This window comes from Ralstonia sp. Ralssp135 (assembly GCF_047304345.1).
GTDB classification, from domain to species: Bacteria; Pseudomonadota; Gammaproteobacteria; order Burkholderiales; family Burkholderiaceae; genus Ralstonia; species Ralstonia chuxiongensis.
The window spans coordinates 36,153-59,236 of the sequence record NZ_JBGLYZ010000004.1 but is presented as its reverse complement, the minus strand read 5'-3'; the positions used below and the strand labels follow the sequence as shown (position 1 = coordinate 59,236).

General features: G+C 63.5%; 24 protein-coding genes. 12 read left to right on the top strand and 12 right to left on the bottom strand.

Annotated elements, in window-relative coordinates:
- Positions 1 to 117: 117 nt before the first annotated feature.
- Genes ACCD03_RS05015 through ACCD03_RS05000 form a run of 4 tightly spaced genes read left to right on the top strand, consistent with a single transcriptional unit; the run spans position 118 to position 4,876 of the window.
- A complete protein-coding gene (locus ACCD03_RS05015) occupies positions 118 to 1,218 on the top strand; it encodes a substrate-binding domain-containing protein (protein WP_413411005.1) in 1,101 nt (366 codons plus the stop codon).
- Between the two features lie 56 nt (positions 1,219 to 1,274).
- Positions 1,275 to 3,809, top strand: coding sequence for an ABC transporter permease (locus ACCD03_RS05010; RefSeq protein ID WP_413411004.1), 2,535 nt, complete (start codon positions 1,275 to 1,277; stop codon positions 3,807 to 3,809).
- Between the two features lie 34 nt (positions 3,810 to 3,843).
- The gene (locus ACCD03_RS05005; RefSeq protein WP_045206168.1) at positions 3,844 to 4,248 is read left to right on the top strand and encodes a group II truncated hemoglobin; all 405 of its coding nucleotides are present in this window, start codon (positions 3,844 to 3,846) and stop codon (positions 4,246 to 4,248) included.
- Positions 4,249 to 4,297: 49 nt separating this feature from the next.
- Positions 4,298 to 4,876 carry a DUF924 family protein gene (locus ACCD03_RS05000; RefSeq protein WP_325651684.1) on the top strand — a complete coding sequence of 193 codons (579 nt, stop codon included), beginning with the start codon at positions 4,298 to 4,300 and terminating at the stop codon, positions 4,874 to 4,876.
- 19 nt (positions 4,877 to 4,895) lie between these two features.
- Here ACCD03_RS05000 and ACCD03_RS04995 read toward each other — a convergent pair whose 3' ends face one another.
- The 11 genes from ACCD03_RS04995 to ACCD03_RS04945 all read right to left on the bottom strand — a co-directional run bounded on the left by ACCD03_RS04995 (position 4,896) and on the right by ACCD03_RS04945 (position 13,249).
- On the bottom strand, positions 4,896 to 5,492 hold the full coding sequence (locus ACCD03_RS04995) for a LysE family translocator (RefSeq protein ID WP_325651682.1): 597 nt from the start codon (positions 5,490 to 5,492) through the stop codon (positions 4,896 to 4,898).
- 5 nt (positions 5,493 to 5,497) lie between these two features.
- Complete coding sequence (locus ACCD03_RS04990; protein WP_325651680.1) at positions 5,498 to 6,082, bottom strand: TIGR00730 family Rossman fold protein; 585 nt, start codon at positions 6,080 to 6,082, stop codon at positions 5,498 to 5,500.
- Complete coding sequence (locus tag ACCD03_RS04985) at positions 6,079 to 6,789, bottom strand: TetR/AcrR family transcriptional regulator (RefSeq protein WP_045206172.1); 711 nt, start codon at positions 6,787 to 6,789, stop codon at positions 6,079 to 6,081. Before ACCD03_RS04985 ends, ACCD03_RS04990 begins: the two co-directional genes overlap by 4 nt.
- A 135-nt stretch (positions 6,790 to 6,924) precedes the next feature.
- Positions 6,925 to 7,389, bottom strand: a complete 465-nt coding sequence (locus ACCD03_RS04980; RefSeq protein ID WP_253537738.1) for a diacylglycerol kinase — start codon at positions 7,387 to 7,389, stop codon at positions 6,925 to 6,927.
- Positions 7,390 to 7,401: 12 nt separating this feature from the next.
- On the bottom strand, positions 7,402 to 8,445 hold the full coding sequence (locus tag ACCD03_RS04975) for a glycosyltransferase family 4 protein (protein WP_413411049.1): 1,044 nt from the start codon (positions 8,443 to 8,445) through the stop codon (positions 7,402 to 7,404).
- Positions 8,446 to 8,531: 86 nt separating this feature from the next.
- On the bottom strand, positions 8,532 to 9,482 hold the full coding sequence (locus ACCD03_RS04970; RefSeq protein WP_413411002.1) for a UDP-2,3-diacylglucosamine diphosphatase: 951 nt from the start codon (positions 9,480 to 9,482) through the stop codon (positions 8,532 to 8,534).
- Between the two features lie 243 nt (positions 9,483 to 9,725).
- Positions 9,726 to 10,742, bottom strand: coding sequence for an esterase/lipase family protein (locus tag ACCD03_RS04965; protein ID WP_413411001.1), 1,017 nt, complete (start codon positions 10,740 to 10,742; stop codon positions 9,726 to 9,728).
- A 30-nt stretch (positions 10,743 to 10,772) separates the two neighbouring features.
- Positions 10,773 to 11,297 carry an RDD family protein gene (locus ACCD03_RS04960; protein ID WP_325651670.1) on the bottom strand — a complete coding sequence of 175 codons (525 nt, stop codon included), beginning with the start codon at positions 11,295 to 11,297 and terminating at the stop codon, positions 10,773 to 10,775.
- 97 nt (positions 11,298 to 11,394) lie between these two features.
- Positions 11,395 to 12,234: a DUF3106 domain-containing protein gene (locus ACCD03_RS04955; RefSeq protein ID WP_325651668.1), complete on the bottom strand. Its 840-nt coding sequence runs from the start codon at positions 12,232 to 12,234 to the stop codon at positions 11,395 to 11,397.
- Between the two features lie 11 nt (positions 12,235 to 12,245).
- Positions 12,246 to 12,686 (bottom strand): DUF3619 family protein, encoded by a 441-nt coding sequence (locus ACCD03_RS04950; RefSeq protein WP_316678209.1) that lies wholly within the window; start codon positions 12,684 to 12,686, stop codon positions 12,246 to 12,248.
- A complete protein-coding gene (locus ACCD03_RS04945) occupies positions 12,683 to 13,249 on the bottom strand; it encodes an RNA polymerase sigma factor (protein ID WP_325651665.1) in 567 nt (188 codons plus the stop codon). Before ACCD03_RS04945 ends, ACCD03_RS04950 begins: the two co-directional genes overlap by 4 nt.
- A gap of 359 nt (positions 13,250 to 13,608) precedes the next feature.
- Here ACCD03_RS04945 and ACCD03_RS04940 point away from each other — a divergent pair, with 359 nt between their 5' ends.
- The 6 genes from ACCD03_RS04940 to ACCD03_RS04915 all read left to right on the top strand — a co-directional run bounded on the left by ACCD03_RS04940 (position 13,609) and on the right by ACCD03_RS04915 (position 20,473).
- Complete coding sequence (locus ACCD03_RS04940) at positions 13,609 to 15,366, top strand: acetolactate synthase 3 catalytic subunit (RefSeq protein WP_045206179.1); 1,758 nt, start codon at positions 13,609 to 13,611, stop codon at positions 15,364 to 15,366.
- Complete coding sequence (ilvN, locus tag ACCD03_RS04935) at positions 15,366 to 15,857, top strand: acetolactate synthase small subunit (protein ID WP_004630835.1); 492 nt, start codon at positions 15,366 to 15,368, stop codon at positions 15,855 to 15,857. Before ACCD03_RS04940 ends, ilvN begins: the two co-directional genes overlap by 1 nt.
- A 55-nt stretch (positions 15,858 to 15,912) precedes the next feature.
- Positions 15,913 to 16,929, top strand: coding sequence for a ketol-acid reductoisomerase (gene ilvC / locus ACCD03_RS04930; RefSeq protein ID WP_413411000.1), 1,017 nt, complete (start codon positions 15,913 to 15,915; stop codon positions 16,927 to 16,929).
- 151 nt (positions 16,930 to 17,080) lie between these two features.
- Positions 17,081 to 17,728, top strand: coding sequence for a phosphatidylserine decarboxylase (locus tag ACCD03_RS04925; RefSeq protein ID WP_045206180.1), 648 nt, complete (start codon positions 17,081 to 17,083; stop codon positions 17,726 to 17,728).
- Between the two features lie 13 nt (positions 17,729 to 17,741).
- Positions 17,742 to 18,614 (top strand): CDP-diacylglycerol--serine O-phosphatidyltransferase, encoded by an 873-nt coding sequence (gene pssA / locus ACCD03_RS04920; RefSeq protein WP_024975283.1) that lies wholly within the window; start codon positions 17,742 to 17,744, stop codon positions 18,612 to 18,614.
- A 317-nt stretch (positions 18,615 to 18,931) separates the two neighbouring features.
- The gene (locus ACCD03_RS04915) at positions 18,932 to 20,473 is read left to right on the top strand and encodes a 2-isopropylmalate synthase (RefSeq protein ID WP_253537705.1); all 1,542 of its coding nucleotides are present in this window, start codon (positions 18,932 to 18,934) and stop codon (positions 20,471 to 20,473) included.
- A gap of 244 nt (positions 20,474 to 20,717) precedes the next feature.
- On the opposite strand, the gene ACCD03_RS04910 is transcribed toward ACCD03_RS04915, so the two are convergent.
- Positions 20,718 to 21,185 carry a hypothetical protein gene (locus ACCD03_RS04910; RefSeq protein WP_253539079.1) on the bottom strand — a complete coding sequence of 156 codons (468 nt, stop codon included), beginning with the start codon at positions 21,183 to 21,185 and terminating at the stop codon, positions 20,718 to 20,720.
- 160 nt (positions 21,186 to 21,345) lie between these two features.
- Between ACCD03_RS04910 and ACCD03_RS04905 the strand changes: the two genes are divergently transcribed.
- Both ACCD03_RS04905 and rpsO read left to right on the top strand, forming a co-directional pair.
- On the top strand, positions 21,346 to 22,605 hold the full coding sequence (locus ACCD03_RS04905) for a branched-chain amino acid ABC transporter substrate-binding protein (protein WP_413410999.1): 1,260 nt from the start codon (positions 21,346 to 21,348) through the stop codon (positions 22,603 to 22,605).
- Positions 22,606 to 22,768: 163 nt separating this feature from the next.
- Positions 22,769 to 23,038 carry a 30S ribosomal protein S15 gene (rpsO, locus tag ACCD03_RS04900; RefSeq protein ID WP_012436069.1) on the top strand — a complete coding sequence of 90 codons (270 nt, stop codon included), beginning with the start codon at positions 22,769 to 22,771 and terminating at the stop codon, positions 23,036 to 23,038.
- Positions 23,039 to 23,084 lie beyond the last annotated feature (46 nt).

Sequence of the window (23,084 nt, the reverse complement as noted above, 5' to 3'; positions counted from 1 at the left end):
TGCTGCATGATGGCAGCAACGTCGGGGGCGGTCAGCGGCCACGATATGCCCGCCCCGGGGATGAGCAGGATTGTTCTCCCGGGCCACGGCGGAAGTAAATAGGAAACCATAAACATAATGACATTCCAGTTCGAAGTATTTCCGGTGGTGGGGCCGGACGACAACCCGCGCGCCAACGGCAAGGTGTTTCAGTTGCTGCGGGCGGTGCGCGAGACGGGGTCGCTGCACCGGGCGGCGAAGCAGGTGGGGCTGTCGTACCGGCACGCCTGGGGGGTGATGCGGTCGTGGGAAGAAATGCTCGGCCGCTCGCTGCTCGACATGGAGCGTGGCCGGGGGGCTTCGCTCACGCTCTTTGGCGAGCGCATGCTGCGCGCCGAGATGCGCCTGCGCGAGCAGCTCGATCCGGCGCTGCACCAAGCCATGGGCCAGTTCCTCTCCGAGCTGGAAGATGCATCCCAGTCGCAGGCGCGCATCCGTTTCTCGGGCAGCCACGACCCGGCCGTGGAAGTGTTGGCCGAGACGTTTGCGCGGCAAAGCCACGGGGCACACATCGATACCGTGTTTTGCAGCGCTGTTGAAGGGCTGATCTGCCTGCAGGAAAAGCAATGCGAGGTGGCCGGCTTCTATGTGGCACCGCAGCAGGGTGCAGGCTCGATCGCGCATCAGACGTTGCGCAAGTGGTTGCGCCCGACCGCCGTGCGCCTGATCGCCCTGGCCGATCGCGAGCAGGGGCTGATGATGTCGGCGGAATGGGCCGGGCGGGTGCAGTCATTGGGCGACCTGGCGCGTACCCAGGCGCGCTTCATCAACCGCCAGCGCAGTTCGGGCACGCGTTTGCTGTTCGATCAGTTGCTGGTGGCTGCAGGGCTGTATCCCGACCAGATCCACGGGTATGACGAGCAGGAGTTCTCCAGCGACAAGGTCGCCGTGGCCGTTCAGGAAGGTCGGGCGGACGTCGGCTTCGGCCTGCGCCCGGGCGCCGAAGCCCACGGCCTGCACTTTGTTCCGCTGACGCGCGAAACGTATTACCTGGCGGTGCGCCGCAATGACGCGCTGTCGCCCTGGGTGCGCGAGCTGATCGAGCGCATCGGTCAGCCGGCCTTTCGCGAAGGACTGGGCCACCTCGCAGGCTACCGGCCGACCGAGCACGTTTCGCTGCTGACCGCAGAGCAGGCGCTGCCCTGGCATGCTGACGAGGCCCGCACGCTGGTCCGCTGAAGTCGTGCGAACATGACGGGGTTTGCGCGATCGAGCGCCCCGTCCATGTTCTGCCCATGTCACGTTTTTCCGTCTGGACCCAAGCCCTGCGCATGCTGCGCCGCGACTGGCGCGCCGGTGAACTGAACCTCCTGCTCGTCGCGCTGGTGTTGGCCGTGGCCGCGCTGGCGTCCGTCAGTTTCCTGGCCGACCGCATGCATGCGGGGCTGGAGCGCGACGCGCGTCAGCTGATCGGCGCGGATGTGCTGATTGTGTCCGACCAGCCGTTGCCGCCCGACATCGAGGCGCATGCGCGCGCGAGCGGCCTGCAAGTCACGCATACCGCCACCTTCCCCAGCATGGCGAGCACGTTGGCCAAGGGCGCCTCGGGCGAACCGGTATCGCAACTCGCCGCCATCAAGGCCGTCGACGTCGGCTACCCGCTGCGCGGCACCCTCAAGGTGAGCGATGACGGGCGCGATACCTTGGGCGCGCCCTTCCAGGGCATTCCTGTCGCAGGCACGGTGTGGGTGGACGCACCGCTGCTCGAAGCGCTCGGCATTCGCGTGGGCGATGCGATGCGCCTGGGCACGCGCACCTTCAAGATCGCTCACGTCATCACCCAGGAACTTGATCGCGGCGCCGGCTTCATGAATCTCGCCCCCCGGGTGATGCTGCCGATGTCGGATCTGGGTTCGACGGGCCTCGTCACCTACGGCAGCCGGGTCACGTATCGCCTGCTGGTGGCTGGCCCCGATGCCGCTGCCAGCGCGTTCCGTACCTGGGCCGAGAACGAAGCGAAAACGCGCCAGCTGCGTGGCGTGCGCGTTGAATCGTTGCAGAACGGCCAGCCGCAGATGCGCGAAACGCTGGACCGCGCCGAGCGCTTCCTCTCGCTCGTCGCCTTGCTGGCCGCGATGATTGCCGCGGTGGCGATCACCATGGCCGCGCGCCGCTACACCGCGCGGCATACCGATGCGGTGGCCGTCATCAAGTGCCTGGGGCTCAAGCAGGGGCAGATTCTCGGCACGTTCGCGCTGGAGTTTTTGTTGATCGGCGTGCTGGGTTCGGCCGTGGGCGTGGCGCTGGGTTATGGCGCGCACTGGTTGTTGCTGGCGTCGCTCGGTGATCTGGTCACGGTGACATTGCCCGCGCCGTCTATCTGGCCTGCGGTCGTGGGCGTGACGGCGGGGCTGGTGCTGCTCATTGGTTTTGCCGTGCCGCCGTTGCTGAGCCTCGTGCGCGTCGCACCGCTGCGCGTGCTGCGGCGCGATGTGGCGGAGCGCGCCGTTGCCGCGTGGATTGGCTATGCGCTAGGAGCGGCAGCGTTCTTTGCGCTGCTTGTGGTGTCCGCGCGCGACGTGAAGCTTGGGGCGCTGACGGCCGCCGGGTTTGCCGGCGCCATCGTCGTATTTGCGCTCCTGGCTGCCGGCGGATTGCGCGCGCTGGCGGTGTCGCTGGGACGTGGTCGTGCGCTCGGCGTGGGTTGGCGCTTTGCGCTGGCCGTACTGGAGCGCCGTCGTGGCGTAAGCGTGCTGCAAACCGTGGCGCTTGCCGTCGGGTTGATGGCGCTGCTGTTGCTTGCCATGACGCGCAATGACCTGATCCGCTCGTGGCACAACGCCACCCCTGCCGATGCGCCCAACCGTTTCATCATCAATATCCAGCCCGATCAGGTGACGCCCGTGGCGCAAGCCCTGGCCCAGGCCGGCGTGGCCGACCCGAAGCTCTACCCCATGGTGCGCGGGCGCCTGACGCAGGTGAATGGCCAGGTGATCGACCGCCAGACCTATGCTGAATCGCGCGCCCGCAACCTGATCGAACGCGAATTCAACCTGTCGTACGCTACCGAGCCGCCGCCTGAAAATCGCATTGTCTCCGGCCGATGGTTCAGCGGGCAGAAGCCCGAGGCCTCGGTGGAAGAGGGCATTGCCAAGACGCTCAACCTGCGCCTGGGTGACGTGCTGCGTTTCGACGTCGCGGGGCAGACGGTGGATGCGCCCATCACGTCATTGCGCAAGCTCGATTGGAGCTCGATGCGCGTGAACTTTTTCGTGATCCTGCCGCCTGTGGCGCTGCACGACATGCCGCAGACGTACGTGACCGCGTTCCGCATTCCTGCCGGCCAGGCCGATCTGCCGGCCAAGCTCGTGCGTGAGTTTCCGAACCTCACGGTCGTCGATACCGAACTGATCCTGCAGCAGGTGCAGGGCGTGCTGGATCAGGTCACGGCGGCGGTGGAATTCCTCTTCGTCTTCACGCTGGCGGCGGGTGTGTTGGTGCTGTATGCCGCGCTCTCCGGCTCGCGTGACGAGCGCTTGCGCGATGCCGGCGTGCTGCGCGCGCTGGGCGCGGGCTCCGCCGTGGTGCGCCAGACGCAGTATGCGGAAGTGCTGATCGTTGGCGGCCTGGCCGGGCTGATGGCCGGCGTGGGCGCAATCGCCATCGGCTGGGTGCTCTCGGCGCACGTGTTCGATTTTCCGTATCGTTTCAACCCGGCGATCCTGCCGGTGGGCATCGTGAGTGGCATGGCGTGCGCTTTCATCGGCGGCTGGCTAGGCTTGCGCGACGTGCTGCGTCGCCCGGCCATGGCAACGCTTCGTGACGCATGACGACGCCCGAATTTTTTGATGTGACTGACGCTGTATGACTGACGCAACTTCCGGCCAGGAACCCCTGGCGTTTGACCTCATTGGCGGCGAAGCGCGTGTGCGCGAACTCGTTGACCGCTTCTACGACCTGATGGATCTGGAGCCCGAGTTTGCCGTGCTGCGCTCGCTGCATCCGCAAAGTCTGGATGGATCGCGCGACAAGCTGTTCTGGTTCCTGTGCGGCTGGCTGGGCGGCCCAAATCATTTCATCGAACGCTTTGGCCACCCGCGCTTGCGCGCGCGCCACCTGCCGTTCGAGATTGGCACGCAGGAGCGTGATCAGTGGATGCGCTGCATGGCACTCGCCATGCAAGACATCGGCTTGGACGAAGCCCTGCAGATGCGACTGATGCAGGCGTTCTGGCAGACCGCCGACTGGATGCGGAACGTGCAGCGCTAAGGTGCCGCGCTAGAGCGCACCGTACAAAAACAGATTCAAGGAGACTCCGATGATCGGTTTGCCCACCGCCGACGACGTGCTCGCGTTCTGGTTCGGTAACGCGCCGCTGGTCGACGCACGGCCGGAGTGGTTCACCAAATCCGACGCGTTCGATGCCGAGATCCGCGCGCGCTTCATGCCGCTGTGGGAAGCGCTTTCCACGGGCGACGCCGACACCTGGATGGATACGCCGCTCGAAGCCATCGCGCGCATCGTCGTGCTCGACCAGTTCTCGCGCAACATGTTTCGCGGCAGTGCGCGCGCGTTTGCCAGCGACGCGGCTGCGTTGCACACCGCGCAGATCGTCGTGGCCGCAGGTTGGGATGCGCGACTGCCGACGCGCCATCACCGCATGTTCTGTTACCTGCCGTTTGAGCACAGCGAGGCACTGTCTGCGCAGGATGAATCGATTCGCCTCTACACGCGCCTGCGCGATCAGGAAGGTGACGCGGACTCGCTCATCTGGGCGGAGAAACACCGCGAGATCGTGGCGCGCTTCGGGCGTTTTCCACATCGCAACGAAGCCCTCGGGCGCGTTTCCACACCCGAGGAAGTTGCGTTTCTGACCCAGCCAGGGTCGTCGTTTTAGGCCAACGGCGCCTTTCCGCTCAACGGCTCAGCACCGAATACATCAGCGTTCCCGAGAAGGTGAGCAGTACCAGCGCTGCGCCGCGCAACAGTTTGGGAGTGTGAGACGCCCACGTGCGCCGTGCCGTGAGCAGCATGCCCAGATACGACCAGCCGATAGCAATGGGCACCAGCACGACCAGGAACGTGGCGATGGTCCGCCCAAAATCGGCTGCGGACTGGAATGCTGCGAGCGGAAAGAGCGTGCTTGCAAACAGCAGCGCCTTCGGGTTCATCAACGTGGTGACGAACATATCGCGCAAGCTGACAGGATTCGCTGCAACGTGCTGCAGCGCATTGCTTTGTCGCCAGATCTTTGCGGCCAAGTAGAGGATGTAAGCAGAACTCAGCAGCTTGACGACGGCCGGCAGCCACGGCTGACTGACCGACAGGGCGGTCAGGAAAAATCCCCACAGCGAGATTGAAGTGACATAGCCCAGCGCCTCTACGGCAATGAGCGGGCTTGTCCGCCGCACGCCCACCTTGAGGCCGGACGAGAGCAGCAGCGTGTTCGTCGGCCCCGGCATGATCAGCACCAGGGACGCGTACAGCGCCATCGTAAGCAACGAATCTTGCATGGGCCCTACGTGCGCTCGCGACGCTCCGACCACTTGTCGACCGTCTCGCGCGGGGCGCGCGCCAGCATGTCGATCAACGCGGCGGGGTCGTCGCTTACGTGCAGCAGGTCAGCGTGGTGGCGCTTGAGGAAGCCTTCCTGCACAGCATGGTCGATAAAGGCGAGCAGCTTGTCGTAAAAGCCCGCCACGTTCAGCAGGCCGATCGGCTTGTTGTGATAGCCGAGCTGCAGCCACGTGAACGTTTCGAAGAGTTCTTCATACGTGCCAACGCCGCCGGGCATGGCGATGAAGGCATCTGCACGATCGGCCATCATCTGCTTGCGCTGGTGCATGCTGTCGACTATGTGCAGCTCGGTCAGGTCTTTATGGCCGACCTCCTTGCGCACCAGCGATTTCGGGATGATGCCGATGACCGGGGTGTCGCCTTGCAGCACCGCGTCGGCCACCACGCCCATCAAGCCAACGTTGCCGCCGCCGTAGACGAGCGTGAGGTCACGCTTGACCATCTCGTTGCCCAGCGCGATGGCATTGGCTTTGTATTCCGGGCGCTCGCCCGGGCTGGAACCGCAATAGACGCAGATCGATTTCATTGAGCAGGCGTGTTGTTGCTGGGGGTGCCGATGGGCGGATCGTTGCTGCGGCTCACCGCCAGCAAATCGAACGCCCGCCGCGGCTTGCCGCGCAGGTAAGGCGCAAGGATCGACAGGATGTGGTAGCTCGCGCCGTGCAGGTGGTCACGGATCGCGTTCTGGTCGTTGTACTGGCGCGGGTGCTGCACGAACTGGAACGACAGCCAGTAAGTGGCGATCACTACGATGTTGGTGCAGATGACGTCGATTTGCTCGGCCGTGGCTTCCATCTCGCCGTCTTCGATGAACTGGTGGCAGATGTCCATGGCGAAGTGGCGCTTTTGCTCGACGATGCGCTTGAAGTTCAGTTCAAGCATGCGGTTGCGTGCGAGCAGATCGTTGATGTCGCGGTAAAGGAAGCGGTAGTTCCACAGGAACTCCGACATGTACTGCAGGTAGCCCCAGGTCTCGTCGAGTGTGGCCTTGTGGTCATCCGGCAGCTTCAGACGGCGCGCGATCTCCTGCTCGAACTGCACGAAGATCGAGTTGATGATGTCGTCCTTGTTGCGGAAGTGGTAGTACAAATTGCCCGGGCTGATCTCCAGCTCTTCGGCGATCGTCGTGGTGGTGACGTTGGGCTCGCCCAGGTCGTTGAACAGGCGCAGCGACACTTCGAGGATGCGATCGCGCGTGCGGCGCGGGCCGGTGGAATGCTGCTTGGTTTCCATTGACTGCCAAGGCCGGTGGCCCTGTCTCCGTGGCGTATTGGTGCCCGGATTATAAGAGATCGTGCCCGTGCAACGACCCCCACATGCTGTGGGGCAGACATTACCAAACGTTGTCGCTGGTTTTCGCTGGTGTTCCTAATGCAACAGCGACGCCACCCATGGCCAGGCGATCGCCAACCACGTCCCCGCGCACAGCAGCAGGGCCAGCATGACGGCTGCGCTGCCGAAATCCTTGGCGCGCTTGGACAGCCCGTGCTGCTCCAGCGAGATACGGTCGACCGCCGCTTCCACGCTCGAATTGAGCAGCTCGACAATCAGCACCAGCACCAGCGTGCCGAGCATCAGAATGCGCTCGACCACCGTGGCGGGAATGACGAACGCGCACGGCAGCAGGATTGCGCATAGCGTCAGTTCCTGGCGGAACGCGCTTTCCTCGTCGATGGCGAAGCGGATGCCGCTGATGGAGTTCTTGAGCGCAAACCACGCCCGCGTGATGCCGCGATTGCCTTTATGTGGGTTGTCGGCCGGCGAGTACGCCCCGGCAGCAGGCGGTGCGGCCGGATTTTCCAGTCGCTGATCTGGCGGGGTGGTGGGCTTCATGGAACGCAACGCTCAAGCACCCGCGGCAGTGGACGGCGCGGCGGCCTTGGTGTTACCGGCCGGCGTGGCGGGCATCGGGCGCAGGTGCGCGAGGAATTGTTCCGAGGCCGCGCGCCACGAGAACTTCTCGGCGTGCGCACGCGCCGTGGCGCGGTCGATACGCAGCGCTTCCAGGCACGCTTCGCGCAAGTCTTCGCGCAACGCACCGGCCGGCGAATCGCCCAGCACGTCGATCGGACCCGTCACCGGATACGCGGCAACCGGCAGGCCGCTGGCCAGGGCCTCCAGCAGTACCAGGCCGAACGTGTCGGTGCGGCTCGGAAAGACGAACACGTCGGCCGAGGCATACACCTTGGCCAGCTCCGGTTGCTTGAGCACGCCGAGGTAGCTGGCGTTCGGGTACTTTGCCTTCAGCCCGGCCAGGGCGGGGCCTTCACCCACCACCCATTTGGAGCCCGGTAGATCCAGTTCCAGGAAGGCTTCGACGTTTTTCTCCACGGCCACACGGCCGACGTACAGGAAGATCGGATGGGCCGTGTTGAGCACGTTGCTGCGCTGGGCGGTGAAGATGTCCAGATCGACGCCGCGCGTCCACAGCACGCCGTTGGTGATGCCGTAGTCGGCAAGGTCTTTCAGCACTACGGGTGTCGGCGCCATTACCGCCTGGGCAGGGCTGTGGAACCACCGCAGAAAGCGATACGTCCACGCCAGCGGAATGCCGAAGCGCGCCTGCACGTACTCCGGAAAGCGCGTGTGGTACGCGGTCGTATAGGGCAGCTTGTTGCGCAGCGCATAGGCGCGTGCAGCCAGGCCCAGCGGCCCTTCGGTGGCGATGTGCAGCGCCTGCGGGGCGAACTTCTCGATGCGCTCGCGCACGCGCTTGGCCGGCAGGATCGACAGGCGGATTTCCGGATACGTCGGGCACGGCACCGTCTTGAATTCCAGCGGCGTGATCATGTCGACGATGTGTCCCATGGCTTCCAGTTCGCGGCGCGTCTGGGTGAGGGTACGGACGACGCCGTTGACCTGCGGTTCCCAGGCATCGGTGACGATCATGACTTTCACAGGCTCTCCTTGGGGGGTAGGTTGGGCTGCGGTGTGCTGCACGAGGTCGATGCTGGTGTTGGTCATAGGGGCTTCCATTAGGCGGCGGCCGCAGCGGCACGGCGTGCGCGGCGGGAAGTGCGCGGCGCATCGAGCAGATGCGTCCAGTAGACGATCTGCAGTTCGCCTTCCATGGTTTCGACCAGGGCAGAAAGGCTCTCCACCCAGTCGCCGTCGTTGCAGTAAAGCTGACCGTCGATCTCGCGGATCTCGGCTTTGTGGATATGCCCGCAGACCACGCCGTCGCAGCCGCGGCGGCGCGCTTCGTCCGTCATCACGCGCTCGAACGAATTGATGAAGTTGACTGCGTTCTTGACCTGATGCTTCAGGTATTGCGACAAAGACCAGTACGGAAAGCCAAGCCGCACGCGAATGCGGTTGAAGTGCCGGTTCATCGCCAGGATGAAGGTGTAGAGCGAGTCGCCCACGTAGGCCAGCCAGCGCGCGTGCTGCATCACGCCGTCGAACAGGTCGCCGTGCACAACCCACAGGCGCTTGCCGGTGGCGGTTACGTGCACCGCGTCTTCAGCGACTTCGATATCGCCAAAGTTCAGGCCGTGGAACTGACGCGCCATCTCGTCGTGGTTGCCCGGGATGAACACCACGCGAGTGCCTTTGCGCGCGCGGCGCAGTACCTTCTGCACCACGTCGTTGTGTGCTTGGGGCCAGTACCATCCCTTGCGCAGTTGCCAGCCGTCAACGATGTCACCCACCAGATACAGCGTGTCCGATTCGTGGTGCTTGAGAAAGTCGAGCAGGTAATCAGCCTGGCAACCCGGCGTGCCGAGGTGGATGTCCGACAGCCAGATCGTGCGGTAGCGCTGGATCTTTTCGGCGGGCGGGTCAGTATCCGTGTCAGCCGAGCGGTCGGGCGCCAACGTGGAAGCCGGCGTGGCGACGGTTGCTTCGTGCTCGCGCACATCACCGCGGCCCGCCGGCACAGCCGAGCCCAGCGCGCCGGCAGCGGCGAGTCCGGCAGCCATTTGCATCAGAGGCGGTGGAGCGTTCCAGTCGGAACCGGTGAGGGGAGCAGCGCGAAAGCGTTGCGCAATGCGGCGGAGGAAACCAGGGCGCGATGGCAGTTTGGGCAGGACCATGTCGGCAACAGAGGCTGCGTTGGACGGATTTCGCCATCGCCGCATGAAAGCGCCGTGTCAGAAACATGACCGTCACATGACGTGTTTGCCGGAAGGGGGCATGCGTGCGCCCAAGACCTGCGCCAGGCGCGCGTTTCAGGCTGATGGGATCGCGACGATGCCTTCAATGCGTGCGAGTTCCGTCAGCACAGCGTCGCGCACGCGTGCGTCGCATAGCAGCGACACATGACCGATGCCCGCAAACGGAATGTGCCGCGCGCCTTGCAGCCAGGACGCACCGGCCGGGCCGACGATGGAGTCGTGCCACGAAAAAATCGACGTGATGCGTGCTCGCACGTCTGGCGTTTCGGACGCTGCAAGCTGGCGCAGCCAAGGACTTGCCCAAGCCATCTGGCGAACGTTATGACCGCGCCCGGTACGCGCCATTGCCGTGCCCCGATGCGGTGTGCCTAGCGTGATGATGTGAGCAACGGAGCCGGGATCCGATTGGCGCAGCAGCGCTCGCGCGGCGAGCCCGCCCATGCTGTGGCAGAGCAGAACGGGTGCGCGGCCATGCATGCGCGTCAGGCGCGCGACGGCAGCCGCAATGTCGCGGGCGTAGTCGTCGATGTCGCCCAGCAGCGGCATGAGATCGATAGCATCCGTGGGGTGCCCGGCGGCGGCCACGTATTGCTGCATTGGCAACCACACCGCGCGATTGCAGCCGTAGCCGTGGATCATCAGAACAGGCACGCGGTTGCCGTCGCCCGCAGGTAAATCGAACGCGGCGCGCGCTCGGAACGGTTGCAGCACGTTGAACATCCACGCCACGGATACACATTCGCGCAGCCAACACCCGATGAAGCCGGTGACGCCGATGCGGTGTTCGCGCGGGACGGGCACGCGGTCCCACACGGGGTCGTCCGGTATCGCGGTGCCGAGGCTCTTCAGCGACACCAGGAACGCCCATCCGACCGAAAGGAGATAACCCAGCCCCAGCGCCGCACCAGCGAGCAAACTCGCAGCCGGCCAACTCCAGCCGCCCCAGTAATGCGCCGCCCAGCCAACCGCCAGCGTCGCCGCACATTGCAGCGCCACGGCAATGCGGCGCGCAGTGGCCGCGGTCAGGAAAGCGAGGGGAACAGGCGAGGGGGGCAGATCGGCGCGCGTCATGGTGGAGGTCGCCGCTGCGCGTGAAACCGATCAGTCGCGCACCAGGCGCGTGCCGGCCAGGCGATCGTGCAGGAACTGGCGCTGCGGATCGAGCCACGCCAGCGCGCCCCAAGCCAGCAGGCACGCCAGAGCGACACCCGCGCCAGCCCAGCGGGACACCCCGCTCAGGTGGATCACGCCGACTGCCACGGCCACCCACACCCACGCCAGCAGATAGCGCGCAACTGCGCGGCCCAGCGAAATACGGGATCCATCGGCGTTGACCACGCGCATGCGCCACGTCTGCATCGCCAGCGTCTGGCCGCGCTTGCGCCAGAACCAAACGAAGTACAGACCCAGCGCCAAAAAGCCCCATACCTGTAGCCCCACATCGCCGGTGCGCGCCAGGGGCGGCAAGATCAAACGCAGGAGCAGAAAGACAGCCGTGGCGCCAAACATCACGCCAAACAGCAGCAGGCCCTCGTAGAGCATCGCGGCAAGACGGCGGCGCAGCGTGGGCGCGGCAAGCGGATCAGGCGCCGCAACGGGTGAAGATGAGGAAACGGAGGTGGCCATCGAACAGAGTGTGAGCGCCGTCAGCGCAGTCCATCATGTGCCGGCGAGCAGGGTCGCGTGGCACGTGGTTCGGATTATGCCAAAGGGTTTGCCGGCCTCAGCCGCCCAACACCGTGGAGGGTGGCGGATTGCCTGATTCTCCACCGGTGGTCGTGGAAGGTGCAACAGGGTGCACAGGCGTGAGCGGCGCGCTTGCAGGTGCAGGTGCGGTAGCGGCAGGTTCGGGCGCAGGGGCTGCAACCGGCGCGGATGCCGTAGCGGTCGGCTTGCTCGTCGGCGCCGACTTGGTCGTACCCGGTTTGGTGCGCGCACCATGATGGATGGATTTGGCCGCGTCCTTCGCCAAGCGTGCGCCGCCCGGCAGCGCTGTCACTGCTGTCGGATGCTTTTGCGCCTTGGCCGCGGCAGCCAACGCTTTCTTCTGCTCTTCAGTCAGTTGCTGGTAGCTCTGCCAGGCCTCGCTCTTCTTCTGTACTGGCAGCGACTTGGTGGTCTGGAAATTCTCACGCGCGCGGTGGCGTTGCTCCGGTGTGAGCTTGACCCAATCCGCCATGCGCGTTTGCAGGCGCTGCTGCTGAGCCGGTGTGTACTTCGGATATACCCGGGCGATCTGCAGCCACTTTTGGCGGGCCAGTTCCGGCAGGCCGTTCCATTCCGGGGCCAGCGGCGCGAAGATGCGCTGCTGCACGATGGTCAACTCGGCCCAGTTTGGGTGGACGGCGGGCAGCGGATTGGTCGCGGGCGGTGTCGGCAGATCAACCGGCGCGTTGACTGTCACGCCCGATGCCGCCGCAGGCGACGAAGTGGCCGGAACCTGCGCGATCGCAAGGCCTGCCATCAGGCTGGCGGCACCGATCAACGTAACGATGCTGGCACGCAGGCACAGGGTCTTTGCGCCTCGCGGTGTTTGGCCGTGGGTGTGCTGGAAGTCGCTCATCGATCAGCCTTTCACTGATCGTGCTTGAGGTACTGATGGAAGCCTTGATCGGCGTAAGCGGCCAGCGGCAGATCATCGAGCAGCATCGCGGCATCGACCTCCGCGAGCTCGTCCACGCGTTGCTGCTGTTGCCACTGATAGATGCCTGCGAGGCCCGCCACCAGAGCGATGGTCGGCCACAGCAGGCCGAGGCGACGCAGGACTGCGGCGGCGCGTTGCAGCGGGGAGGGCGTTTCGCCTTCCGTCTCAAAAGACACGGAGCCGACGCCCGGCATGGCCAAGGCGGGCGAGCGCACTGTGCTGGGCACTTCCGCTTTCTTGTGCGCGAGCGCTGTCCGGCGTGCCGCTGCGAGGCGGTCGCGTACGTCGGGCGGCAACTGTCCGGCCGACTCATTCAGAGCGGTTCGGACGGCATGCACAAAACGGCGTTCTCGGAGTTCTACCTTATTCATAGTCGGATCCCTCGCGCCCGCAGCGCTTGGGCCAGGGCGTGTGTTGCCCGCGAGCAGTGCGTCTTTACACTGCCCTCGGAACAGCCCATTGCCTGGGCTGTCTCGGCAACATCCATGTCCTCCCAATAACGCATCAGGAAGGCCTCCCGTTGACGTGTGGGCAGCTTCTCGATTTCGCGTTCCAGGATTTCCAGCATCTGCGAGCGCTCGAATTTGTCGGCGCTGCTTTCCGCCGCTGTGGTGCCGGCTTCGCTTTCGATCAGTTCAAGCGGGTCGGTGTCGTCGCCCTCAGCGTCCGTGCGGAAGCTGGAGAACAGGCTCACCCAGGTGTTGCGCACCTTGGAGCGGCGAAACCAGTCGTGAATCGTGTTCTGCAGAATGCGCTGGAACAGCAGCGGCAGCTCGGCGCTTGGCTTGTCGCCGTATTTCTCGGCCAGCTTGATCATGGCGTCCTGCACGATGTCGAGCGCGGAATCGTCGTCTCGGACCGCGAAGACCGCCTGCTTAAAGGCGCGTTTTTCGACGCTTAAAAGAAAGGCCGACAGTTCCTGTTCAGAGGCCATACAACGGCGGGTGCGAATCCTGTGAGGCAGCCGCGCGAAAATTCACATTCACAGGATGTGATGATCACGCCGCGTGGCGTCAACGGCCTTGGCCGTGAAAAATGTTGCGATGCTAGCAAAAATGCGGCTCCGCGGACAGTCCGGCTGCCGGGTGCTCTGCCCGGAGAGGGGAGTCGCGCCGGCGCTGGACCGCCATGCGGCATTGCAGTATTATCCTCGGTTCACAACATCTGTGGTTTGTCTCATCTGGCCGCCCATCAGGCGGACCATCCATGCAGACGCGCACCGCTCAAATCCGCGCCACAAGCCCGGTAGAGAGCATCCAAACAATTTTTTGCCGAAAATTGCAAAGGACTGACATGAATATGCCAAGCGCGGAATTTTCCCACGCCAATAGCGGTTCATCTGCCGACATGATGGGGGCTGACATCCTCGTCAATGCGCTCGCGGCAGAGGGCGTCGAGTTCGTCTGGGGTTACCCCGGCGGCGCGGTGCTCTATATCTACGACGCGTTCTACAAGCAAAACAAGATCGAACACATCCTGGTGCGCCATGAACAGGCGGCAGTCCATGCGGCTGACGGCTATGCGCGCGCCACGGGCAAGGTCGGTGTCGCCCTCGTGACGTCCGGCCCGGGCGTGACCAATGCCGTGACTGGCATCGCCACCGCTTACCTGGATTCGATCCCGATGGTGATCATCACCGGCAACGTGCCGACGCATGCCATCGGCCAGGACGCTTTCCAGGAGTGCGACACCGTCGGCATTACCCGCCCGATCGTCAAGCACAACTTCCTGGTCAAGGACGTGCGCAACCTCGCCTCGACCATCAAGAAGGCGTTCTACATCGCCGCAACGGGCCGTCCGGGTCCGGTGGTGGTGGATATCCCCAAGGATGTCTCGCGCGAACTCTGCAAGTACGAGTATCCGAAGACCATCGAGATGCGCTCGTACAGCCCGGTCAACAAGGGCCATTCGGGTCAGATCCGCAAGGCGGTCAGTCTGCTGCTGCAGGCTGAACGCCCGTACATCTATTCGGGTGGCGGTGTGGTGCTTGCCGAGGCCAGCGAAGAACTGCGCCAACTGGCTGCGCTGACTGGGTACCCCGTGACGAATACGCTCATGGGCCTGGGCGCGTTCCCTGGCACCAGCAAGCAGTTCGTGGGCATGCTAGGCATGCACGGCACGTACGAAGCCAACATGGCGATGCAGAACTGCGACGTTCTGATTGCCATCGGTGCGCGGTTTGATGATCGCGTGATCGGCAGCCCGGCGCACTTCTCGTCGCAGCCGCGCAAGATCATTCACATCGACATCGATCCGTCGTCCATTTCCAAACGTGTGAAGGTCGACATCCCCATCGTCGGCAACGTCAAGGACGTGCTGCAGGAGATGATCGCCCAGATCCAGTCTGGCGAAGCCAAGCCGAACAAGACGGCGTTGGCCAAGTGGTGGGAACAGATCGAGCAGTGGCGCAGCGTCGATTGCCTGAAGTACGACCGCACCTCCGAGATCATCAAGCCGCAGTACGTGGTCGAGAAAATCTGGGAACTGACCAATGGCGACGCCTTCGTCTGCTCCGACGTCGGTCAGCACCAGATGTGGGCCGCGCAGTTCTACAAGTTCAACGAGCCGCGCCGCTGGATCAACTCCGGCGGCCTGGGCACGATGGGCGTGGGCCTGCCGTACGCGATGGGCATCAAGAAGGCGTTCCCGGACAAGGAAGTTGTCACCATCACCGGTGAAGGCTCAATCCAGATGTGCATCCAGGAACTGTCGACCTGCCTGCAGTACGACACGCCGGTGAAGATCTGCTCGCTCAACAACGGCTACCTGGGCATGGTGCGTCAGTGGCAGGAAATCGAGTACGACAATCGTTACTCGCACTCCTACATGCAGGCGCTGCCTGACTTCGTGAAGCTGGCCGAATCGTATGGCCACGTTGGCATGCGCATCGAGAAGACGTCCGACGTCGAGCCCGCGTTGCGCGAAGCCTTCCGACTCAAGGATCGCACCGTGTTCCTCGACTTCCAGACCGACCCGACAGAAAACGTCTGGCCGATGGTCCAGGCAGGCAAGGGCATTTCTGAAATGCTGCTCGGCGCGGAGGACCTCTAATGCGCCACATCATTTCCGTCCTGCTGGAAAACGAACCGGGTGCGTTGTCGCGCGTGGTCGGCCTGTTCTCTGCGCGTGGCTACAACATCGAGACGCTGACGGTCGCCCCGACTGAAGACGCTTCGCTGTCGCGCATGACGATCGTCACGACCGGTTCGGACGACATCATCGAGCAAATCACCAAGCACCTGAACCGCCTGGTGGAAGTCGTCAAGGTCGTCGACCTGACCGAAGGTGCGCACATCGAGCGCGAGCTGATGCTCGTGAAGGTGCGCGCGGTCGGCAAGGAGCGCGAGGAGATGAAGCGTACGGCGGACATCTTCCGCGGCCGCATCATCGACGTGACCGAGAAGACCTACACGATCGAGCTGACCGGCAACGGCAGCAAGCTCGACGCGTTTCTCGATGCCATCGATCGCACTGCCATTCTTGAGACCGTCCGTACGGGCGGCTCGGGCATCGGCCGCGGCGAGCGCATTCTGAAGGTTTGAGCCGGCGCGTGCGTGCTGCCGGACCCCATCGATATTTGAAAATTAGGACATCAACATGAAAGTGTTTTACGACAAGGACGCCGACCTCTCCCTGATCAAGGGCAAGAACGTCACCATCATCGGCTATGGCTCGCAAGGCCACGCCCACGCCCTCAACCTGAACGACTCGGGCGTGAAGGTGACCGTCGGTCTGCGCAAGAATGGCGCGTCGTGGAACAAGGCTGTCAACGCCGGCCTGCAGGTCAAGGAAGTGGCCGAGGCTGTGAAGGAAGCCGACGTCGTCATGATCCTGCTGCCGGACGAGCAGATCGCCGACGTGTACAAGAGCGAAGTGCACGGCAACATCAAGCAAGGCGCCGCACTGGCATTTGCCCACGGCTTCAACGTGCACTACGGTGCCGTGATCCCGCGCGCCGACTTGGACGTCATCATGATTGCCCCGAAGGCTCCGGGCCACACCGTGCGTGGCACGTACACCCAAGGTGGCGGCGTGCCGCACCTGATCGCCGTGCACCAGGACAAGTCGGGCGCCGCACGTGATATCGCCCTGTCGTACGCCACCGCCAACGGCGGCGGCCGTGCCGGCATCATCGAGACGAACTTCCGCGAAGAAACTGAAACCGACCTGTTCGGCGAGCAAGCCGTGCTGTGCGGCGGTACCGTCGAACTGATCAAGGCTGGTTTCGAGACGCTGGTGGAAGCCGGTTACGCTCCGGAAATGGCTTACTTCGAGTGCCTGCACGAGCTGAAGCTGATCGTCGACCTGATCTATGAAGGCGGCATCGCCAACATGAACTACTCGATCTCGAACAACGCCGAATACGGCGAGTACGTCACCGGCCCGCGCGTCGTGACGGAAGAGACCAAGAAGGCCATGAAGCAATGCCTGAAGGACATCCAGACCGGCGAATACGCCAAGAGCTTCCTGCTGGAGTACAAGGCAGGCCAGCCGACGCTGATCTCGCGCCGCCGCCTGACCGAAGAGCACCAGATCGAGCAAGTTGGCGCCAAGCTGCGCGCGATGATGCCGTGGATCGCCAAGAACAAGCTGGTCGACCAGACGAAGAACTGATCGTCCCGCGACTTGTGCGAGAAGAAGCCAGCCTCCGGGCTGGCTTTTTTTTTATGCTGATTCCAGGGCGGCAAACATTGTTTCAAGTGCTGGCGCGGCCCCGTGTCGGCTAGAATGCCGCATTTCCTTCAAGACGCTGTCGAGGTCTGATTTGAACAACACGTATCCGCATCCCATCATCGCCCGCGAGGGTTGGCCGTACCTGGGCGGGATTTTCATCGTCACGCTCATCGTGCAGGCCGCCGCTGGCTTCGGCTGGGCTTGGCCGTTCTGGGTGCTGACGCTGTTTGTGCTGCAGTTTTTTCGCGATCCGGCGCGCGCCGTGCCCACGCAGGCCAATGCGATTCTGTCGCCGGCCGATGGTCGCATCGTCGCCGTCGAGCAGGTGCGTGACCCATATGCCGATCGCGACTCGCTGAAGATCAGCGTGTTCATGAACGTGTTCAACGTGCATTCAAACCGCGCGCCGGTCGACGGCACGGTGCAACAGGTACAGTACTTTCCGGGCAAGTTCGTTAATGCGGACCTGGACAAGGCGTCGCTCGAAAACGAGCGCAACGCCATCGTGCTGCGCCGTGCCGATGGCCAGCTCGTCACTTCTGTGCAGGTGGCGGGATTGATCGCGCGGCGCATCCTTTGCTATACCAAGGCAGGCGAAGCGCTCGCGCGTGGCCAGCGCTATGGCTTCATCCGCTTTGGCTCGCGCGTTGACGTGTACCTGCCGCTGACGGCACGCCCGCGCGTGACCATCGGCGAGAAAGTATCCGCCACGCTTACGGTGCTTGCTGAGCTGGACTGATCCGGAGGCCGCCATGCCCGCGTTCAACCGACGCAAGAAGCGTTTTACCGCCGGCAACGTGACGCACTTGCGTCCGCTGCGGCACAACCAGCCGCGTTCGGATGATGACGATCTTGAGATCGTGCGTCCGCGCCGTCGCGGCATCTATCTGCTGCCCAACGCATTCACGACCGCAGCGCTTTTCGCCGGCTTTTTCGCGATTGTGCAGGCGATGAACCTGAACTTTGAGACGGCTGCGATCGCCATCTTCGCGGCGATGGTGCTCGATGGCATGGATGGTCGCGTCGCCCGAATCACCAATACGCAAAGCGCGTTCGGCGAGCAATACGATTCGCTGTCCGACATGGTGTCGTTCGGCGTCGCGCCGGCATTGGTCATGTACGAATGGATTCTGCGCGACCTGGGCAAGTGGGGCTGGCTCGCGGCGTTCGTGTATTGCGCTGGCGCGGCATTGCGTCTCGCACGCTTCAACACGAACATCGGGTCGGTCGACAAGCGCTTTTTCCAGGGCATGCCGAGCCCGGCAGCCGCAGCGCTCATCGCGGGTTTTGTCTGGCTCGCGATCGACAACAAGCTGCCGGTCAAAGAGCTGTGGATGCCGTGGGTGGCCTTCGGGCTGACGCTGTATGCAGGGCTGTCGATGGTGTCGAACGCGCCGTTCTATAGCGGCAAGGCGCTCGACGTTCGTCACCGCGTGCCGTTTGGCGTGATGGTGCTCGTGCTGGTGTTGTTCGTGGTGATATCGAGCGATCCGCCGGTTGCGCTGTTTGGCCTGTTTGTTGGTTACGCGGTATCGGGCTATCTGCTGTGGGGCTGGCGTGCGCTGCACGGCCAACAGGGCAGCCCGCGCTTGCCGAAACAGGCATCGGGCGACGCGCATGAGTGACCGATGCGCTGCACCAATGTGCGCTTGCGCCGATTTTTGAATTCGTCTATAGTCGTTTGCATGCTTTCGCACCCGATTTCCATTCTGATTACGCTAGTCTCGATTGGTGGCCTACTAGGTCGTCAGGTCGGGACACGCGCATAGGAAATCGCAAGACAAGGCAAGCACAAACCGCCAAGTTTTCGCGAACCAGAATTCACAGCGCCCCGGCCTGCAACCATGCACGCCGGGGCGTTTTGCATTCTGCGCCGCAAAAAACCATTCGAGACATCCACTAAGACCGACGCCAAAAACGTCACCCCCACCAAGGAGCCGCCATGAGCGACAAACTCATCATTTTCGATACCACCTTGCGCGACGGCGAGCAGTCCCCTGGGGCTTCGATGACCAAGGAAGAGAAGATCCGCATCGCCAAGCAGCTTGAGCGGCTCAAGGTGGATGTGATCGAAGCCGGCTTCGCGGCCAGCTCCAACGGTGACTTCGAGGCGATCCGGGCGATTGCGCAGTCGGTCAAGGATTCGCGTATTTGCTCGCTGGCTCGCGCGAATGACCGCGATATTTCCCGCGCCGCCGAGGCGCTCAAGCCGGCCGGCCAGTTCCGTATCCACACGTTCATCGCCACATCGGCGTTGCACATGGAGAAGAAGCTGCGCATGTCGCCGGATCAGGTGTACGAGCAGGCGCGCCTGGCGGTGCGCTTCGCACGCCAGTTCACCGACGACATCGAGTTCTCGCCGGAAGATGGCAGCCGCTCCGACATGGATTTTCTGTGCCGCGTACTGGAAGGCGTGATCGCCGAGGGCGCGACCACTATCAACCTGCCGGATACGGTGGGCTACGCGGTGCCGGAAGGTTATGCCGCGCTGATCCGCTCGGTGCGCGAGCGCATCCCGAATTCCGACAAGGCGGTCTGGTCGGTGCATTGCCATAACGACCTTGGCATGGCGGTCGCGAACTCCCTGGCCGCTGTCAAACTGGGCGGCGCACGCCAGATCGAATGCACGATCAACGGCCTGGGCGAGCGTGCCGGCAACACCAGCCTCGAAGAGGTGGTGATGGCAGTGAAGACGCGTCGCGACTACTTCAATCTCGACGTTGGTATCGATACCACGCAGATCGTGCCGGCGTCCAAGCTGGTCTCGCAGATCACCGGTTTCGTCGTGCAGCCGAACAAGGCGGTCGTGGGCGCCAACGCGTTTGCGCACGCTTCGGGCATCCACCAGGATGGCGTGCTCAAGGCGCGCGACACGTACGAAATCATGCGCGCCGAAGACGTGGGCTGGTCGGCCAACAAGATCGTCCTGGGCAAACTCTCGGGTCGCAATGCGTTCAAGCAGCGCCTGCAGGAGCTGGGCATTGAGCTTGAATCGGAAGCCGAACTGAACGCAGCCTTCACCCGTTTCAAGGAGCTGGCCGATCAGAAGGCCGAGATCTTTGATGAGGACATCGTCGCTATCGTTTCGAACGAAGCACAGCACAGCGAGGGTGAGCACTTCCGTTTCGTGTCGCTGGCCCAGCGTTCGGAAACCGGCGAGCGTCCGCACGCGCGCATCGTCTTCGTTGTGGACGGCAAGGAAGTGACGGGCGAGGCGGAGGGCAATGGCCCGGTTGACGCGACGCTCAACGCGATTGAGAGCAAGGTCGCCAGCGGCGCCGAGCAACTGCTGTATTCGGTCAACGCCATCACGACGGGCACGCAGGCGCAGGGCGAAGTGACGGTACGGCTGTCCAAGTCGGGCCGTATCGTCAACGGTGTGGGTACCGATCCGGACATCGTCGCAGCCTCGGCCAAGGCCTACCTTGCCGCGCTGAACAAGCTGCAAGACAAGAGCAGCGAAAAACTCAACCCGCAGATCTGATCGCGGGTTCTGCCAACACACGCAGGAGTCAGCCCAGACCCCAACACGATTGCCACTGAGCGCGCACCCGGTTATCCACCGGAATGCGAAGCGGGTGCGGCGGCACCGGACACGTCAGGAGCGTGTGCCATGCCAGCCGTCTTTGAGAGCGATGTCTGTGCGATCCACGACATGGCCGACCCGAATGTCCACGCCAGGCGATGCGCCTCGCGTGGATGTTGCCGTTCTGGCGTTTAGCCCTGGCTTACCGGCTGGAATCGTGATCGTGGTCGTACATCGGGTCGGGGCTGACCTGCGTGAGGCGCACGATGCCGTCGCGATCGAAATAGAAGTTCATCAGCGATGGCCACACGCCCTCGTGCCTAAAGCGATACGACCACACCTGCCGATCCATCAGCCGGAAATAGGCGGTCTCTTCGGGCTTGCCGAACGCCTGCAGCACATCAACTCGCGTCGCTGTGCCGACGCGGATCTGCGCAAAATCCATCGTGGTCAAAATCTGCCGGAACGAGACGAGCTTCCCGCTGGCGTCGAAGTCGGCGGCATAAGTAAATTGCCCATAGGGCTGCGTCGGATATAGCCAGCGCGTGCCGCCATCCGCACGCGGATACCGCTCGGGTGGTTTGCCGAAGCGAGCTTCCACAGCCGAAGCGGGTTGGCCGACTAGCGCTTCGCCCGTTGGTACGGGCGCAAGCACGGTACACGCGCACATTGATATCAGCGCTGTGGCGAGGAGCGCCGCGCTGCGCCACGTCGATCGAATGTTCACAATGATTCTCCCGGGGCTTTCAGTGTAGGAGCCCGAGCGAGTGGTGCTGGCTTGTGCCGACATGCAACGGCGCTTTACCATCCGCGCTTCACGGAGATTTGCCATGGTGTTTCGTTGGTTTGTGGCCGCGCTGGCGGCTATAGGATTGTGTGGCGCAGCAACTGCCCAGCCTGAAGCCGCGCCCATCCGGCTGGCCCTGATTGAAGGGTTGTCGGGCCCATTTGCCAATGCGGGCGAGGCAGTGGATCGCAATCTGCGCATGGCCATTGAGAACGTCAATGCGCGCGGCGGTGTGAAGCTGCCCGATGGCCGTCATCCGCTTGTGCTCGTGCGCTTCGATAGCAAGAACACCGTCGACGAATCGTTGCTGCAATTGCAGGCCGCCACGGATGCGGGTATCCGTTTCGTGCTGCAGGGCAACAGTTCGGCGGCCGCGGCCGCGTTGTCGACGTCGATTTCGCGCTACAACGACCGCCATCCGGACGCGCACGTGCTGTTTCTGAACTACGCCGCCGTCGATCCGTCGCTGACCAACGAGGCATGTAGCTTCTGGCATTTCCGCTTCGATGCGTCGGCCGACATGCGCATGCACGCGCTCACGGAAGTGATCCGCGCGGACAAGGCCATCAAAAGGGTCTACCTGATTGGGCAGGACTACACGTTCGGTCGCCAAGTGGCGCAATCGGCGCGCCAGCAGTTGAGTGAAAAACGGCCGGACATAGCGATCGTTGGCGAGGTGCTGCACCCGATCGGCAAGGTGAAGGACTTTGCGCCGTACGTGGCCCGGATTGCCGCGTCGGGTGCGGATACGGTCATCACCGGCAACTGGGGCAACGATCTGACGTTGCTCGTCAAGGCCGCACGGGATGCCGGGCTCAAGGCGCGCTTCTTTACGTTTTATGGCAACTCGCTCGGCGCACCAGGCGCGATGGGCGAAGCCGGTGTCGGTCGCGTGGTGGCCGTGGCAGAGTGGCACCCGAACCTGGGTGGCGCGAAGTCCGATGCGTTCTATAAGGCCTTCCGCGCCCGCTATCCGGCACCGGCCGACGATTACCCACTGCTGCGCGACCAGATGATGGTGAACATGCTGGCCGCCGCCATCGAGCGGGCCGGCTCCACGGAAGCTGCGGCCGTGGCACGTGCGCTGGAAGGCGCATCACTCGACAACGGCTTCCACCGCATCACGCTGCGGGCCGAGGATCACCAGGCCATCCAGCCGCTTATCGTCACGCAGATGGAGCGGGCGGGCTCGCCCGGCGCGTCCTTCGATATCGAGGGTTCCGGCTACGGTTTTCGTACGCTTAAAGTGATTCCAGCTTCGCAAACAGCTTTGCCTACGACCTGCAAAATGGTGCGCCACTGAGCGGGATGACACAGAACTGTCGTCAGGGCGGGGTTCTGGGCTATAATCGCGGTCTTGCTGTCCAGACCGGTTTTGGATCGGGTGGGTGGCAAGATCATTGTTCAACACGGCACCAACGGCGGCTATTCAGGCGCTGCAGTGTCCGCAAGTCAAAGGAATCAAAATGTCCGTCGCTGACATCAAGAAGCAAGACATCGTCAAAGATAACGGCCGCAGCGCTAACGACACGGGTAGCCCGGAAGTGCAGGTTGCACTGCTGACCGCCCGCATCAACGAACTGCAGCCGCACTTCAAGGCGCACATGAAGGATCACCACAGCCGTCGCGGCCTGCTCCGCATGGTGAGCCGTCGTCGCCGTCTGCTGGACTACCTCAAGAGCAAGGACGCTGACCGTTACACCGCGCTGGTTGCAAAGCTGGGTCTGCGTAAGTAATGGTGGGTATCACGCACTGCGCGTGATGAAAAGTGCCTGCGTCAGC

Bases quoted from the DNA above. Each gene is read 5' to 3' on its own strand.
- ACCD03_RS05005 (WP_045206168.1), top strand. From the start codon at position 3,844: ATGACTGACGCAACTTCCGGCCAGGAACCCCTGGCGTTTGACCTCATT.
- ACCD03_RS04955 (WP_325651668.1), bottom strand. From the start codon at position 12,234: ATGAGCGACTTCCAGCACACCCACGGCCAAACACCGCGAGGCGCAAAG.
- ACCD03_RS04905 (WP_413410999.1), top strand. From the start codon at position 21,346: ATGGTGTTTCGTTGGTTTGTGGCCGCGCTGGCGGCTATAGGATTGTGT.
- ACCD03_RS05000 (WP_325651684.1), top strand. From the start codon at position 4,298: ATGATCGGTTTGCCCACCGCCGACGACGTGCTCGCGTTCTGGTTCGGT.
- rpsO (WP_012436069.1), top strand. From the start codon at position 22,769: ATGTCCGTCGCTGACATCAAGAAGCAAGACATCGTCAAAGATAACGGC.
- ACCD03_RS04960 (WP_325651670.1), bottom strand. From the start codon at position 11,297: ATGGCCACCTCCGTTTCCTCATCTTCACCCGTTGCGGCGCCTGATCCG.
- ilvN (WP_004630835.1), top strand. From the start codon at position 15,366: ATGCGCCACATCATTTCCGTCCTGCTGGAAAACGAACCGGGTGCGTTG.
- ACCD03_RS04985 (WP_045206172.1), bottom strand. From the start codon at position 6,789: ATGGAAACCAAGCAGCATTCCACCGGCCCGCGCCGCACGCGCGATCGC.
- ACCD03_RS04990 (WP_325651680.1), bottom strand. From the start codon at position 6,082: ATGAAATCGATCTGCGTCTATTGCGGTTCCAGCCCGGGCGAGCGCCCG.
- ACCD03_RS04915 (WP_253537705.1), top strand. From the start codon at position 18,932: ATGAGCGACAAACTCATCATTTTCGATACCACCTTGCGCGACGGCGAG.
- ACCD03_RS04965 (WP_413411001.1), bottom strand. From the start codon at position 10,742: ATGACGCGCGCCGATCTGCCCCCCTCGCCTGTTCCCCTCGCTTTCCTG.
- ACCD03_RS05015 (WP_413411005.1), top strand. From the start codon at position 118: ATGACATTCCAGTTCGAAGTATTTCCGGTGGTGGGGCCGGACGACAAC.
- ACCD03_RS04970 (WP_413411002.1), bottom strand. From the start codon at position 9,482: ATGCAAATGGCTGCCGGACTCGCCGCTGCCGGCGCGCTGGGCTCGGCT.
- ACCD03_RS05010 (WP_413411004.1), top strand. From the start codon at position 1,275: ATGTCACGTTTTTCCGTCTGGACCCAAGCCCTGCGCATGCTGCGCCGC.
- ilvC (WP_413411000.1), top strand. From the start codon at position 15,913: ATGAAAGTGTTTTACGACAAGGACGCCGACCTCTCCCTGATCAAGGGC.
- ACCD03_RS04940 (WP_045206179.1), top strand. From the start codon at position 13,609: ATGAATATGCCAAGCGCGGAATTTTCCCACGCCAATAGCGGTTCATCT.
- ACCD03_RS04995 (WP_325651682.1), bottom strand. From the start codon at position 5,492: ATGCAAGATTCGTTGCTTACGATGGCGCTGTACGCGTCCCTGGTGCTG.
- ACCD03_RS04945 (WP_325651665.1), bottom strand. From the start codon at position 13,249: ATGGCCTCTGAACAGGAACTGTCGGCCTTTCTTTTAAGCGTCGAAAAA.
- ACCD03_RS04910 (WP_253539079.1), bottom strand. From the start codon at position 21,185: ATGTGCGCGTGTACCGTGCTTGCGCCCGTACCAACGGGCGAAGCGCTA.
- ACCD03_RS04975 (WP_413411049.1), bottom strand. From the start codon at position 8,445: ATGATCGTCACCGATGCCTGGGAACCGCAGGTCAACGGCGTCGTCCGT.
- pssA (WP_024975283.1), top strand. From the start codon at position 17,742: ATGCCCGCGTTCAACCGACGCAAGAAGCGTTTTACCGCCGGCAACGTG.
- ACCD03_RS04950 (WP_316678209.1), bottom strand. From the start codon at position 12,686: ATGAATAAGGTAGAACTCCGAGAACGCCGTTTTGTGCATGCCGTCCGA.
- ACCD03_RS04980 (WP_253537738.1), bottom strand. From the start codon at position 7,389: ATGAAGCCCACCACCCCGCCAGATCAGCGACTGGAAAATCCGGCCGCA.